The sequence below is a fragment of the Rhizobium sp. GCM10022189 genome (assembly GCF_042656325.1).
Lineage (GTDB): Bacteria > Pseudomonadota > Alphaproteobacteria > Rhizobiales > Rhizobiaceae > Rhizobium.
Genome location: NZ_JBHSOR010000012.1, coordinates 1 through 13,122, shown reverse-complemented (window position 1 = coordinate 13,122; position 13,122 = coordinate 1). Strand labels below are relative to the sequence as shown.

The following is a 13,122-nucleotide window of genomic DNA, read 5'->3' as shown; positions in this document are numbered from 1 at the left end:
AAATCAGAAAAACCCAATATATAATTGATTTATACATCGATGTTTCGTGGATTAAACTACGGAAATCCCGCCGGAGCAGCAATTAAACGTTGGTTTGATCTCTTTACCGCAAAGCAAAGAGCACCCTGCAACAACCTCGGAAAAGACAGATGGATGCCGGCTGCGGCCGATGTTCACCCGGCCATTCCAGGGAGTGCCTTGATGCGAATTCTTTCGCGGGCGTGGCGAGCGGAGCGCTTTCTCTTGCGCCACCTGCAGGTTCGAACGATAACCCGGCGACTTGAACTTCGGTGGCATATCGCGGATCGCGACCGGCAATCCGGTGGCGAACATCGCATTCATTTCGTCTGGAAAGGAAAAGTGGTGGGTGATGTAGGGCTCGAACCTACGACCCGCTGATTAAGAGTCAGCTGCTCTACCAACTGAGCTAATCACCCGTACCGAGCTTGGCTGCGCGGTGTGACGGGGCATATAAATAGGATCGTCCGGCTTGTCTAGCGCCCTCTCGAAATTTCTTTGGTTAATTGCGAAGTTTTTTTGTCAGGCGCTGGAAATCCAATGAAATCAAAGGTCGAGCGTGCCGCTCGCAATCCGCACCGCCTGACCGCCGATCCGGGCGTTCGAAATGGCCCCGCCTTCGATGTCCATATGCAGGTGGATGAAGGACGGGCGGCCCATTTCCACGCCCTGTTCGATGAGCACGGGATGATGCCCGTCCGTCAGCCGGTCGAAATGGTTGATCGCGCCCGACAGGGCAGCGGCGGCCGAACCGGTGGCCGGGTCTTCGGAAATGCCCATGCCGCTTGCAAACATGCGCGCGTGGAACTTTGCGACATGGTTCACGCCGCCGCGGCAGTAGATATAGGCCGAGGCGAGTGCGCCGTCGACGAAGGGCACCGTCTTCTCCCAGAGCTGCGGGTCGAACTCGAGGCGCTCGGCCGCGCCGACGTCGTGGACCGGCACCATCAGGAAGGGCACGCCGGCGCTCCAGATCGACGGCACATGATTCTCGAAGCCGATCTCGGTCGTCTTCAGGGAAAGCGCGTCGGCGATGCCGGCCTTGTCGAGCGGCAGCGATATCTGCTGGGATTTGCGCGGCAGGTCGAATTCGGCAAAGCTCGCCTCGCCTTCGCGCAGCCTGACGGCGCAGCGCACCGGCCCGACATTTTCCTCCAGCACCGAAACGAGATCGAGCCGCGCGGCCCCGTGCGCGCGCTCCGCCAGGGCGATCGCCGTGCCGACGGTCGGGTGCCCGGCAAAGGGCAGCTCCCGCCCGGGGGTGAAGATACGGATGCGCGCCGTATAGGCGGGATTGTCGGCGGGCTGCACGAAAACCGTCTCGGAGAGGTTGGTTTCGCGGGCAATCGCCTGCATCGCCTCGTCCTCGAGCCCTTCGCCATCAAAGATCACGGCCAGCGGATTGCCGGCAAGCTTGGTGTCGGTGAACACGTCATAGACGCTGTAGCTTAACGCCACATCGGCCTCCCTGAATCGGTCATCGAACCGTCAAACTGCCCGACAGACGGCACAAGTGCAAGCTTCAGACCCGCTTGCCTCCAAAATACCAGTCGATGATCGGCAGCATCGAGGCATTGTAGGGATGCGCGTGCGGATCGGCCGAGCGGATCGCGACCGCACCGGAGATTTCCTTATCCTCGGCGACAAGCATATGCCGGCCAATGAAATCCACCATCTCGTCGGCCGTCATGCCGAAGCGGAACAGCCGGAAAATCGAGACCGAGCGGCGGATATGGCTGGCATGAAGCCCCTCGCCCGCCACGGCATCGGCGAGATCCAGCCCCGTCTCCTCCATCACTTCGCGGGCCATGTTGCCGTCGATGTCGCAACGCCCGTCGACGACATCCTCGGGCTCCAGCGAGCCGGCGGCGAAATAGACCTGGCCGGGATTGGCCGTATGCGCGCCCATGCGGATGGCGACCAGCGCGCCGTCTGACGATTCCAGCACCGGATAGGCGAAGAGATGGATGGCGCCCTCTCGCTGCGGCTGCCTGCGCCACCACATGAAGGTCGAGAAGGGAACGGTATGCGCCTCGCTGGCAATGCCCTCCTCGGAAAGCTTCAGCCGGTGCTGCAGCACCATGCGGCCGTCGAAGAGCGCCGGGTTGGCGGCGATTTCGCGCTCCCAGTTCTCGCGGATCGCCGCCCGGTTGGCGACAAGCAGCGGATGCTCGCCGTCAAGCACGCGCAGATTGGTGCCGGCGATCGGAAAAACCGTCTGCTCCGGCGGAAAGGCCGAAAGGTCTTCTGAAAAATATGCGGTCATAAGAGATCCAGGGTCATGACGACGGGGCAATGGTCGGATGCTTTCGGCCTGTCCCAGCCGGTGCGCGGATAGCGCTCCACCTCCTGCCCCGGCGGGAAGATGGTGCGATAGGGCTGTCCGTGGCGGATGATTTCCGGGATGCGCGTGGCATTGGAAGCGGCAAGCGCCGGCGACAGCCAGAGATAATCGAGCTGGCAGAGCCACTGCTCCTCCGGCCCGCGCGAATGATAGAGCGTCCAGCGGTCGAGCGGATCGCGCCGGCGCACGACATTTTCGGCAAAACCGTCATGGCTGAAAACGTCAAGCGCGCTTTCGGCCTCGTCCTGATGCTCGAACCGGTAGCCCGCGCCGCGCCGGCCGATGACGTCGACGCGCTCCTGATAGTCGTTCATGTCGCCGCAGATGACGAAATTCTTCCTGGCGGTATGGCCCGCGCCGAACCTGTCCTCGATGATGCGGCGCACCGCCCGCGCCTCGGCCCGGCGGATCGGCAGGGTCGATTGCCGGCCGTCCAGCCCTTCGCGCGGGCTGCCCATCGATTTGAAATGCACGACATAAAGCGTCATCGGCACGCCGCCGATCCGCAGGTCCAGTTCCAGGCAGTCGCGCTTGAAGATCTTGTCGTCCGGCCGGTTGGTCGTGGCGAGTTCCTCGTCGAAGAGATCGAAATCGCGGTAGGTTGCCATCGCATGGCTCTTGATGTCCCGAAGCTCGATCTTCTGCCCGTCGCGCGTTTCCTCGCGCATCAGCACCGCCACGTCGATGCCGCGGCTGTCATTGCCCTCGACCAGGTATTTCTGCCGGTAGCCGTTGCCGACCATGCGGTAGAGATAGCCATATTCGAAGGCCTGCAGGGCGGCCATGTTGTCGATCTCCTGCAGGCAGAGAATGTCGGCATCCGCATCCGCGATCGCCAGCGCCGTCATCTGCCGCGTGTCGTCGGTGGAAGCGATCACCCGCGCCTGTTCCAGCTGCTGGTAGACACCTTCGCTATTGACCTCGAACAGCTTGATGACGCGGTCCTGCCGGAGCTGGTTGCGATAACCGGTGAAATCGAAACGGGTAAGCAGGTTCTCGACATTGAATGTGGCAAGGCGAAGCGACATCAGGCATTCCCGGTTGGCATCAGGCCATTAGTAAAGCAATTCCAGCAAAAGTGTGCAGCGGTTTTGCGCGGCAGACGAACCGCCTGTCCCTCAAAGCCGCCAGCCGGCCCGGATGATGACGCGCACGGCCTCGCCGGGCACGACGGCCACGCGGCTGAAGGCGCGCAGCACCTGGCCGTTGCCGAGCATCAGCTTCACCGCGTAACGCTCGCCCTCGTAAAGGGCCGATTCGACCGTTGCGGCAGCCCCCTCGACCCCGATGACCACATCTTCCGGCCGCACGAGAATATCGGCACCGTCCGTATTTGCGGCGTGCAGTGCATCCTCCAGCTCGTGCCATTCCAGATCGCGTTCATGGCCCATGACCGGCAGCGTGACGATCGCGCCGCGGCCGATCAGGCCGCCAACCGTGCGCCCTTCCGGCCGCGCATAGATTTCCGCCGGCGGCGCCACCTGCAGCAGGCGCCCCTCGGACATGACGGCGATATCGGTCGCCAGCGCCATCGCCTCGCTCTGGTCGTGCGTCACATAGATCATCGTCGCGCCCGAGCGCTGGTGGAACTCGCGGAAGGTCTCTTCCATCTCCTGCTTGAGATGCCGGTCGAGATTGGCAAGCGGCTCGTCGAGCAGCACGACATCGGGCGACGTGACGAGGCAGCGGGCGAGCGCCACGCGCTGCCGCTGGCCGCCCGACAGCTCTGCCGGCCGTCGCTCGGCATAATCGACGAGGCGGACGGTCGACAGCGCCTCACGCACCCCGGTCTTGTAGGCCTCGCCCGAAATGCCGCGCACCTTCAGGGGATAGCCGACATTGTCGGCGACGCTCATATGCGGCCAGAGCGCATAGGACTGGAACACCATCGCCATGTTGCGCCTTTCCGGCGGCAGCGATTGCGAGGCGTCCGCAAGCAGCCGCTCGCCGAGATGGATGGAACCGTCGCTCGGCGTCTCGAAACCGGCGATCATGCGCAGCACCGTCGTCTTGCCGCAGCCGGAGGGGCCGAGCAGCGCCAGGAAACCGCCCTCGCGCACATCGAGCGAAAAGCCGCTGACGGCCGCCCTGCCCGTGCCGAAATCCTTGGCCACCTGATTGAGGATCAGCTTCGCCACGGCACCACTCCCTTGGGCAGACGGTTCGCCAGAAGCTCCAGAAGCAGCATCATGACGACGACCATGAAGACGACAAGCACGGAGAGCGCCGAGGCAAGGTCGGAACTGCCGCTGTCGTCGAGATTGTAGATGGCCACGCCGAGCGTCTGCGTGCCCGCCGACCAGAGCAGCGCCGAAATCGTCAGCTCGTTGCAGGCAATCAGGAAGACGAGGATGACCGAGGCGCCGGCCGCCGGCGCGACCAGCGGCACGATGATATCCTTGAGCCGCCGGAAGAAGCCGGCCCCCGAAAGCCGCGCCGCCTCCTCCAGCGCCGGATCGAGCTGGTGAAAGGCGCTGACGACAGGCTTCAGGCTGACGGCGAAGAAGGAGGAGAAATAGGCGATGAGAATGATCCAGACCGTGCCGTAGAGCGTCACGTTGAGCACCGGAACGGGGGCGGCAAAGACGAGGATGAAACACACCGCCATGACGATGCCGGGCAGCGAATAGGGAATTTCGACAAGGCTGGCGACGATGCGCGAGAGCCTGTCCCGGCGCCGTGTCAGCGCATAGGCCGCCAGCACCGTCACGAACAGCAGCCCGACGGCCGCCCCGCTCGCCAGCGACAGCGAATTGACGAAAGCCGTGCGCGTCACCGCCTGCCGGAAGAGGATTTCCTCGAAGGCATGGAAGGTCATCGTCTTGAAGGTGAGCGGCACCCCATAGGCCGGCACCAGCGCGCCCGCGACCAGCGCGAAGAAGGGTGCCGCCAGCATGAAGAACAGGATGATCCAGAGGAGCGGCGTGAAGAGAAGCTTCCACCCGCCAAGTTCGAAAGCGGCGGTCGCCCCCGAAAGGCCGATGACGCGATAGTCGCGCCCGCGCAGCGCCCGATCCTGAATGGCAAGGCCAGCGACCGAGATCAGCGCGATAATGGCGGACAGCAGCGCCACGTCGCCGAAGGTGCGGCCGGTAAAGGCGGTAAACTTGGAAAAGATCAGCGTCGGCAGCGTGAAGATCGAGGCGGGAATGCCGAGGATCGCCGGAATGCCGAAATTGCCGGTGCAGGACACGAAGGAGATCGCCGCCCCCGCAATCACGCCCGGCAGCGACAGCGGCAGGATGATATCGCGAAAGACGCGCAGGCTCGACGCCCCCGAAAGCCGCGCCGCCTCCACCCCGTCGCGCGGCAGGGTCATCAGCCCTGCCCTCAGCGCCAGATAGACGAGCGGCGCATGCTGCACGCCGTAAAGCAGCGCAATGCCGCCGACCGAATAGAGCGGCTGCGGCGAGCCGAGCGGCGGCGCGATATGCAGCGCTTTCAGAAGCGGGCTCGACGGCCCCGACATCTGCACCCAGGCGAGCGCCGTGACCTGCGGCGGGATCATCATCGGCAGCACGAAGAAGAAGCTGAGCGGCCCCTTGGCCGGAATATCGGTCAGCGTCAGCAGATAGGCGAAGGCGCAGCCGATGGCGAGCGAGATCACCGTGCCGAGAACCGCCGTGACGATGGTGTAATAGACCGCCGACCAGACCATGGGGTCGGAAAGAACCACCGTGATGCCGCCATTGGCGAAAGCGGCAATGCCGACGACCGCGAGCCGCGCAAGAGGCAGCACGCTCAGGAAAAGCACCACGCAAACGATAAAAGGAAACAGCCAGACGGGCTGGCTGTTTCCTGGACGTATATAGCCCTGCATGGGTCTATTATTTCGAACCGAAGAGATCCGTAAAGGTCTTCAGATCCTTGTCGGTGTTCTTCAGGGCTTCGGCGGCATTGACCGGCAGAACCTTGATCGTGTCGCGTGCCGGGAAACCGTCGGGCAGCTTCATGCCGTTGCGGGCCGGAATGTAGCCGAGCTTCAGGAAGCCTTCCTGGCCCTTTTCGGAGAGAACGTAATCGACGAACTTCTTGGCGGCATCGACATTCTTGGCGCTGGCGAGAATGCCGACCGGCTCGGTCACGGCCGAAACGCCTTCGCTCGGGAAGACGAACTCGACCGGGGCACCCTTGGCCTTTTCGCGGATCGGCAGGTAATCGACGACCATGCCGTAAGCCTTTTCGCCCGAGGCGACGGACTTCAGCACGACGCCGTTGCCGCCGGAAGCGACGGCGGCATTATCGGCGAGCGACTTGTAGAAGTCCCAGCCGAGGCCCGGAACGGCGGCGAGCGTCTGGGCGTGGATGAGAGCGGCACCCGAGGCAAGCGGGCTCGGCATGGTGACGAGGCCCTTGGCTTCCGGCTTGGTCAGGTCCTTCCAGCTCGTCGGCTTCATGGCGGCAGACGTGTTGTACATGATGCCGGTCGTAATGAGCTTCGTGGAGTAGTAATAGCCGTCGGCGTCGTAGAGGGCGGCGTCATACTGGGCAGCTTCCGGCGACTTGTAGGCCAGCAGCTTGCCGTCTTCCTTGAGGCGCTCGAGCGTCACGACATCGGCGATCAGCAGGACGTCGGCAACCGGGTTGCCGGCCTGGATTTCAGCCTGGAGCTTCGCCATGATCTTCGGCGTGCCGTCGCGCACCCAGTCGACCTTGATATCGGGATTGGCGGCCATGAAGCCGTCCACGGTCGCCTGCGCGTCTTCGTTCGGCTGACTGGTATAGAGAACGAGGTTGGCAGCGGAAGCCGGAATCGCGAGAAGGCTTGCTGCAAGCAGTGCGGCGGCAGAAACAAGAGTTTTCATGGAAGGTATCCTCGGATGGTGATGCCCCTCCTTATTGGGGGTGTTTTACAGCGGTGTGACAGGGCCACGCCCAGACAGCAAGCCCCGTCCGGCCCTCCCGGCGTTCCCGCCCGATGCGCCTCTGCCCTCCTCCTCCGGGATCGTCGCCCAATGCCGCCCCCTTGCCAAACGGACGGAATCGTTTAAACCACAGATTGAAATTACACGCTAACACCCTCTTTCCGTATGTCTGGAATGAAATGAAGCGCTTTGTCCTGCTGATGCTCTGCTCTGCCTGCCTTGCCAGCTGCCAGACGGCCGGTGGCAGCCGGTCGCACAAGGATCTGAACGATTACCCGGAGGGCCGGGCCTATACCGAATGCCTTCGCTCGCGCGCACGGGCCTATGCCTCGCAACAGGGATCGCCACTGGAACTCGGCATCATCATCAGCAGTTCCTGTTCCGGCGAGCGGCGCGCCCTGCTCGATGCCGTGGACAGGGATGAAAGCCCGGTCTACACGCGCGTCCTGACGAGGGAAATGGAGCGACAAAGCCCAGCCGTGGCCGCGGAAATGGTGATCGCCGTCCGATCCGGAAGATGACTGCCGTCCGGGCAGGCCCGCCGCACGCTGTGCTACAGGCCGAAAGTTCTCGCGCGGGACGAACGGAGGGCGTAAGCTCACGCAGGCGTGAAGATCGGAGGCGCGTTGCGATCTTTCCGATTCGCGTGCCACGCTCTACGCATTTGTGTCTGCATGTCGCGACCGCAAAACCGCCCCACCCTTTTGCGCGACATGCATCAGCCGGTTGACCGCCGGCCGCATTGCGGCACGTCAGTCAGGCCATTTTCATGAGGAGGAATTTCAATGGAATATCGTTTGCTCGGCCGATCCGGCCTTAAAGTTTCCACCGTGACCATGGGCACGATGACTTTCGGCGGCGTCGGCTGGGCCAAGACCGTCGGCGATCTCGGCGTGCAGGAAGCCCGCCGCATGGTCGACATCTGCCTCGATGCCGGCGTCAACCTGATCGATACGGCCAATGTCTATTCCGCGGGCGAATCCGAACGCATCATCGGCGAAGTGCTGGGCGGCAAGCGCCCGAACGGCGTGCTGCTCGCCACCAAGGCCCGCTTCGGCATGGGCGACGGCCCGAACGATCGCGGCCTGTCGCGCTACCACCTGATCCGCGAATGCGAGGCAAGCCTCAAGCGCATGAAGACCGATGTCATCGACCTCTACCAGGTCCATGAATGGGACGGCCAGACGCCGCTCGAAGAGACGATGGAAGCGCTCGACACGCTCATCAAACAGGGCAAGGTGCGTTATGTCGGCTGCTCGAACTATTCCGGCTGGCACATCATGAAGGCGCTCGGCATCGCCAACGAATACAAGTACCAGCGCTTCGTCAGCCAGCAGATCCACTATACGCTGGAAGCCCGCGACGCCGAATACGAGCTGCTGCCGATCTCGATCGACCAGGGCCTCGGCGTGCTCGTCTGGAGCCCGCTCGCCGGCGGCCTGCTCTCGGGCAAGCACCGCCGCAACGCCGCTGCCCCCGAAGGCACCCGCCAGTTCGCCGGCTGGACCGAACCGCCGATCCGCGACGAAAACCGCCTCTGGAACATCGTCGAGACGCTGGTGGCGATCGGCCAGGAACGCGGCGTTTCCGCGGCCCAGGTGGCGCTCGCCTGGCTGATCGGCCGCAGGGCCGTCACCTCGGTCATCATCGGCGGCCGCACCGAAGCCCAGTTCAAGGACAACCTCGCCGCCGCCGACCTGAAACTGACTGCCGAGGAGCGCAAGCGCCTCGACGATGTCAGCGTGCCGCCGGTCATCTATCCCTACTGGCACCAGCTCAACACCGCCAACGAGCGGCTGAGCGAAGCCGACATGGAACTCTTCGGCCCGCACCTGAAGAAGTAAGCTCTCCAAAGCCTTGCATGGCGGAAACAGGCGTCACAAAAGATGCGTTTCCGCCATGCTATCGTGATGCTTCGTCCCCCACCACGAGGTTCACCATGCTCCGGAATTACAAGGTGCTGAAGGGTACGGCTTCGGCGCTCGCCCTTGACGACGACAACGATCCGCATATCGAAATCCGCATCGAGGCCGATGGCGCCAGCTATCGCATCGCCATGAACGTGCGCTCGAAGGAATCGCCGCACGACCTGCTCTACGCCAATGTCATGAACTTCCAGCATCCGGAGCTGACGGCCGAGCTCGAAGCCCTGCCGATGGGCCTGACCGACATCAGGGGCGACCGGCAGGATCTGGCGATCGACTATGTGCGCGGCGGCATGATCGAGCGCGAGGACATGGACGTCGCCCCCTTCCAGCTCAACGGCCCGAAGAACGACCTGCGCGATTTCATCGAACCGATCGTGCAGGAAGGCATTGCCGACAAGTCCATCCATTTCTACGCCTTCGGCGAAGCCTGGGGGCCGGAGAACAACAAGCCGGACGAATATTTCGGCTTCGAGCCCGGCCGGGGCATTCACGACATTCACATGAACCAGGGCGACAGCGGCAGCTTCCGCGCCACCAACGCGCCCAATCAGGATGGCGCGCTGCTGATCCATTTCGCCGACGACGATCATTGGGTGGCAATCTTCCTCGGTTTCCAGTCGCAGAACTGGAATACGGATGCCAATACCGGCCATCCCGTCGGCGACAACAGGGGCGGTCAGGGCCGCGGCGAAGGCACCCGACGCCCGCAGCCGATCGTCGCCTCCTCGCTGCGCATCGTCGCCGCCATGATCAACCCGGTCAACCACCCTGACGGCACCGAGGACGAAACGGTGACCCTCGTCAACCGCTCCGACGTGACGACCTCGATCGAGGGCTGGTCGCTGGAAGACGGCGAAGGCCGCCGCCAGACGCTGTCGGGCTCGCTCGCCGCCGGCGAATTCCGCACGATCACGCTCGACCCGGAAAACGGCGGCCCGCAGCTCGCCAACAAGGGCGGCGATATCATCCTCATCAATGCCGACGGCGCGGTTGCCGACCGCGTCGGCTACGGCAAGAGCGAAACCGCCAACGAGGGCTGGACGACGATCTTCTAGAGCAATTCCAGCAAAAGTGTGCAGCGGTTTTGCGTTCGGAATTGCGCGAAAACAAGGGGATAGAGCATTTCCGTGTTTCGAAGAAAAACGGAAATTCTCCAATCGCCGTCCGTTCCTGAATTATATCAGCCGATCTCGCTGGCGATCAGCCTGCCGAGGCGGCTGATGCCCTCCTCGATCATCGTCTCGTTGGCGCAGGAGAAGCTGACGCGGAACGTATTGGCGCCCGAACCGTCGGCAAAGAAGGCCTTGCCCGGAACGAAGGCGACCTTGGCGCTTTCGAGCGACCTGGCGAGCAGTTCGGCGCCGTCCATGCCCTCGGGCAGCGTCACCCAGATGAACATGCCGCCTTCCGGCTTCGTCCAGCTCGTGCCTGCAGGCATGTATTTTTCAAGCGCCGCCAGCATGCAGTTGCGCCGCTGGCTGTAGACGGCCCTGATCTTGGCGACCTGCGCATCGAAACCGCGCTCGGCGACTTCGCAAATCGCCATCTGGTTGATGGTCGAGGAATGCAGGTCGGCCGCCTGCTTCATCAGCACCAGCTTGCGGATGACGGGCGCGTTGGCGACGATGAAGCCGACGCGAAGGCCGGGCGCCAGCGTCTTGGAGAAGCTGCCGCAATAGATCGTGCGCGTCTCGTTGATATGGCCCTTGCGCGCAATCTCCAGCGCCAGGATCGGCGGGATCGGCTCGCCGTCATAGCGCAGCGACTGGTAGGCGGCATCCTCGATGACGGCGATGTCGAGTTCGTCGGCAAGGTCGAGCAGCTTCTCGCGGCCCTCGCGGTCGACGGTCTCGCCGGTCGGATTGGAGAATTCGGCCGAGAGATAGGCGAATTTCACCTTGCCGCCTTTCTGCGCCGCGGCCTCGCGGTAGGAGCCCGGCGTGCGGTTGCCGCCCGGCGTCAGCTGATCGTAGGCGGGCTCGTAGGCGTTGAAGGCCTGCAGCGCGCCGAGATAGGTCGGCCAGGTGACGAGCGCCGTATCGTTGGGCGAAAGAAACAGCTTGCCGAGATAATCGAGCCCCTGCTGCGAACCGGAAACGATGAAGACATTGTCGAGCCCGCAGGGAATGCCGAGACCCGCCATCTGCCCCACCAGCCATTCGCGCAGCGGCTTGTAACCTTCGGAAACGGAATATTGCAGGGCCGAATTGACCGCCGCGCTGTCGAAAATATCGGCATAGGCCTTCTTGAACGCCTGGTCCGGAAACAGCGCCGGGTCCGGAATGCCGCCGGCAAAGGAGATGATCTCCGGCCGGTCGAGAAGTTTCAGCAGCTCGCGGATCTCGGAAGCGCGCATCCGCGAAGAGCGCGTCGCAAACATGTTGTCCCAGTTCAGCATGGGGTTTCCTCTTATTTTCTAATATCGGCAGCTGAACATGCAGCACGATTTATGTCAACAATGCTGACCTATTTTCTTGTCCCCGTGACAAGTTTGGATCGGCATGTTTGCAGGAACAGGCTTGAAGCTCTCGCGCCGGGCGTCGTGGCGCGGTTGCCCCACTCGATGGAACCTCGCCGCATCGCACGATTATTCCTCCGATCACGCGACAAAAATCGCCACAATCAGACCTTTCCAAAACCGGCCCGGCGGCAGTAGTGTGCGCGCCATTATTCAATGGACTATCAAGGTGCCAGCAATGACCGCGACGTCGACCTCTCCTGAAATCACAATCGAATTCCACAAGTCTCCCGTCTCCGACGCCGACCGCATCAAGGCACTGGAAACACCCGGCTTCGGCAAGATCTTCACCGATCACATGGTGCTGGCGCGCTGGACCGCCGACAAGGGCTGGCACGACGCGAAGGTGACGCCGCGCCGCCCGCTGGAGCTCGATCCGGCCAGCGCCGTGCTGCACTACGCCCAGGAAATCTTCGAAGGCATGAAGGCCTACAAGGCCGATGACGGCCGCATCCTGCTCTTCCGCCCGGAAGAAAACGCCCGCCGCTTCGCCCAGTCGGCAGCCCGCATGGCAATGCCCGAAGTGCCGGAAGACCTCTTCCTGAAGGCGGTCGAAGCGCTGGTGCGCGTCGACAAGAACTGGATTCCCGCAGGCGACGCCAGCCTCTACCTGCGCCCCTTCATGTTCGCCAACGAGGCCTTCCTCGGCGTTCGCCCGGCCCAGGAATATATCTTCTGCATCATCGCCTCTCCGGTCGGCGCCTATTTCAAGGGCGGCGCCAAGGCCGTTTCCCTCTGGGTCGAGACCACCTACACCCGCGCAGCCGCCGGCGGCACCGGTGCTGCCAAATGCGGCGGCAATTATGCGGCAAGCCTTGTGGCGCAGGCGGAAGCCGCCAAGAAGGATTGCGACCAGGTCGTCTTCCTCGATGCTGCGGAACATCGCTGGGTCGAAGAACTCGGCGGCATGAACGTCTTCTTCGTCATGAACGACGGAACGGTCGTCACCCCGCCGCTCGGCGGCACGATCCTGCCGGGCATCACCCGCGCCTCGGTCATCGTGCTGGCCGAAGAAAAGGGCCTGCGTGTCGAACAGCGCCCCTATTCCTTCGAGGAATGGCAGGCTGATGCGGCCAGCGGCAAGCTCGTCGAAGCCTTCGCCTGCGGCACCGCCGCGGTGCTCGCCGGCATCGGCCTCGTCCGCCACGCCGGCGGCGAGTTCAAGGTCGGCGACGGCCAGACCGGCAAGCTGACCACGGACCTGCGCCAGCAGCTCGTCAGCCTGCAGAAGGGTGTGACGAACGACGAGCGCGGCTGGACGCGCCGCGTTCTGTGATCTGACATTTCGGATGCGACAGAATCGAAACCGGGCAAAGTGCCCGGTTCAGACTGCTGACAAACCCCTGGCTTCGTTCAGGGGTTTGTGATTCATTGGGACATGTTGAAGAAACCCGCTCCTGAACAGACGGCGCTCGAGATGGTGACGCTCGATCAGCTGGTTCCGAAGGA

Annotated in this window: 12 protein-coding genes and 1 tRNA gene; 4 read left to right on the top strand and 9 right to left on the bottom strand. The window is 63.2% G+C overall.

Translation table 11 applies throughout. From position 1 onward, the window contains the following. Positions 1 to 51 precede the first annotated feature (51 nt). From ACFPWW_RS09410 to ACFPWW_RS09375, 8 genes are all read right to left on the bottom strand, one after another. Complete coding sequence (locus ACFPWW_RS09410; protein WP_377311474.1) at positions 52 to 333, bottom strand: hypothetical protein; 282 nt, start codon at positions 331 to 333, stop codon at positions 52 to 54. Between the two features lie 28 nt (positions 334 to 361). Beyond that, a tRNA-Lys gene (locus tag ACFPWW_RS09405) sits at positions 362 to 437 on the bottom strand. A 127-nt stretch (positions 438 to 564) separates the two neighbouring features. Further along, on the bottom strand, positions 565 to 1,476 hold the full coding sequence (locus ACFPWW_RS09400) for a PhzF family phenazine biosynthesis protein (protein ID WP_112569615.1): 912 nt from the start codon (positions 1,474 to 1,476) through the stop codon (positions 565 to 567). A gap of 64 nt (positions 1,477 to 1,540) precedes the next feature. Further along, positions 1,541 to 2,284 carry an NUDIX hydrolase gene (locus tag ACFPWW_RS09395; protein WP_377311473.1) on the bottom strand — a complete coding sequence of 248 codons (744 nt, stop codon included), beginning with the start codon at positions 2,282 to 2,284 and terminating at the stop codon, positions 1,541 to 1,543. Further along, complete coding sequence (locus tag ACFPWW_RS09390) at positions 2,281 to 3,390, bottom strand: endonuclease/exonuclease/phosphatase family protein (protein WP_112753372.1); 1,110 nt, start codon at positions 3,388 to 3,390, stop codon at positions 2,281 to 2,283. Before ACFPWW_RS09390 ends, ACFPWW_RS09395 begins: the two co-directional genes overlap by 4 nt. Before the next feature lie 90 nt (positions 3,391 to 3,480). Next, positions 3,481 to 4,500 carry an ABC transporter ATP-binding protein gene (locus ACFPWW_RS09385; RefSeq protein ID WP_377311472.1) on the bottom strand — a complete coding sequence of 340 codons (1,020 nt, stop codon included), beginning with the start codon at positions 4,498 to 4,500 and terminating at the stop codon, positions 3,481 to 3,483. Beyond that, on the bottom strand, positions 4,488 to 6,182 hold the full coding sequence (locus tag ACFPWW_RS09380; protein WP_377311471.1) for an ABC transporter permease: 1,695 nt from the start codon (positions 6,180 to 6,182) through the stop codon (positions 4,488 to 4,490). Before ACFPWW_RS09380 ends, ACFPWW_RS09385 begins: the two co-directional genes overlap by 13 nt. A gap of 7 nt (positions 6,183 to 6,189) precedes the next feature. Then, entirely contained in the window at positions 6,190 to 7,167 is a 978-nt protein-coding gene (locus ACFPWW_RS09375) for an ABC transporter substrate-binding protein (RefSeq protein ID WP_112569605.1), read from the bottom strand. 239 nt (positions 7,168 to 7,406) lie between these two features. On the opposite strand from ACFPWW_RS09375, the gene ACFPWW_RS09370 reads away from it, so the two are divergent. The 3 genes from ACFPWW_RS09370 (at position 7,407) to ACFPWW_RS09360 (ending at position 10,210) form a co-directional block, all read left to right on the top strand. Beyond that, the gene (locus ACFPWW_RS09370) at positions 7,407 to 7,748 is read left to right on the top strand and encodes a hypothetical protein (protein ID WP_113414226.1); all 342 of its coding nucleotides are present in this window, start codon (positions 7,407 to 7,409) and stop codon (positions 7,746 to 7,748) included. Positions 7,749 to 8,012: 264 nt separating this feature from the next. Beyond that, positions 8,013 to 9,071, top strand: a complete 1,059-nt coding sequence (locus ACFPWW_RS09365; RefSeq protein WP_377311470.1) for an aldo/keto reductase — start codon at positions 8,013 to 8,015, stop codon at positions 9,069 to 9,071. Between the two features lie 95 nt (positions 9,072 to 9,166). Next, positions 9,167 to 10,210 carry a DUF2278 family protein gene (locus tag ACFPWW_RS09360; protein ID WP_377311469.1) on the top strand — a complete coding sequence of 348 codons (1,044 nt, stop codon included), beginning with the start codon at positions 9,167 to 9,169 and terminating at the stop codon, positions 10,208 to 10,210. Positions 10,211 to 10,335: 125 nt separating this feature from the next. Here the strand turns inward: ACFPWW_RS09360 and ACFPWW_RS09355 are convergent, their stop codons facing one another. Then, positions 10,336 to 11,553: a PLP-dependent aminotransferase family protein gene (locus tag ACFPWW_RS09355; protein WP_377311468.1), complete on the bottom strand. Its 1,218-nt coding sequence runs from the start codon at positions 11,551 to 11,553 to the stop codon at positions 10,336 to 10,338. Positions 11,554 to 11,851: 298 nt separating this feature from the next. Here ACFPWW_RS09355 and ACFPWW_RS09350 point away from each other — a divergent pair, with 298 nt between their 5' ends. Beyond that, a complete protein-coding gene (locus ACFPWW_RS09350; protein WP_112757278.1) occupies positions 11,852 to 12,949 on the top strand; it encodes a branched-chain amino acid aminotransferase in 1,098 nt (365 codons plus the stop codon). Positions 12,950 to 13,122 lie beyond the last annotated feature (173 nt).

Excerpts from the sequence above, each read along its gene's own strand:
- ACFPWW_RS09380 (WP_377311471.1), bottom strand. The coding sequence starts at position 6,182 with ATGCAGGGCTATATACGTCCAGGAAACAGCCAGCCCGTCTGGCTGTTT.
- ACFPWW_RS09355 (WP_377311468.1), bottom strand. The coding sequence starts at position 11,553 with ATGCTGAACTGGGACAACATGTTTGCGACGCGCTCTTCGCGGATGCGC.
- ACFPWW_RS09390 (WP_112753372.1), bottom strand. The coding sequence starts at position 3,390 with ATGTCGCTTCGCCTTGCCACATTCAATGTCGAGAACCTGCTTACCCGT.
- ACFPWW_RS09350 (WP_112757278.1), top strand. The coding sequence starts at position 11,852 with ATGACCGCGACGTCGACCTCTCCTGAAATCACAATCGAATTCCACAAG.
- ACFPWW_RS09375 (WP_112569605.1), bottom strand. The coding sequence starts at position 7,167 with ATGAAAACTCTTGTTTCTGCCGCCGCACTGCTTGCAGCAAGCCTTCTC.
- ACFPWW_RS09370 (WP_113414226.1), top strand. The coding sequence starts at position 7,407 with ATGAAGCGCTTTGTCCTGCTGATGCTCTGCTCTGCCTGCCTTGCCAGC.
- ACFPWW_RS09395 (WP_377311473.1), bottom strand. The coding sequence starts at position 2,284 with ATGACCGCATATTTTTCAGAAGACCTTTCGGCCTTTCCGCCGGAGCAG.
- ACFPWW_RS09365 (WP_377311470.1), top strand. The coding sequence starts at position 8,013 with ATGGAATATCGTTTGCTCGGCCGATCCGGCCTTAAAGTTTCCACCGTG.
- ACFPWW_RS09360 (WP_377311469.1), top strand. The coding sequence starts at position 9,167 with ATGCTCCGGAATTACAAGGTGCTGAAGGGTACGGCTTCGGCGCTCGCC.
- ACFPWW_RS09410 (WP_377311474.1), bottom strand. The coding sequence starts at position 333 with ATGTTCGCCACCGGATTGCCGGTCGCGATCCGCGATATGCCACCGAAG.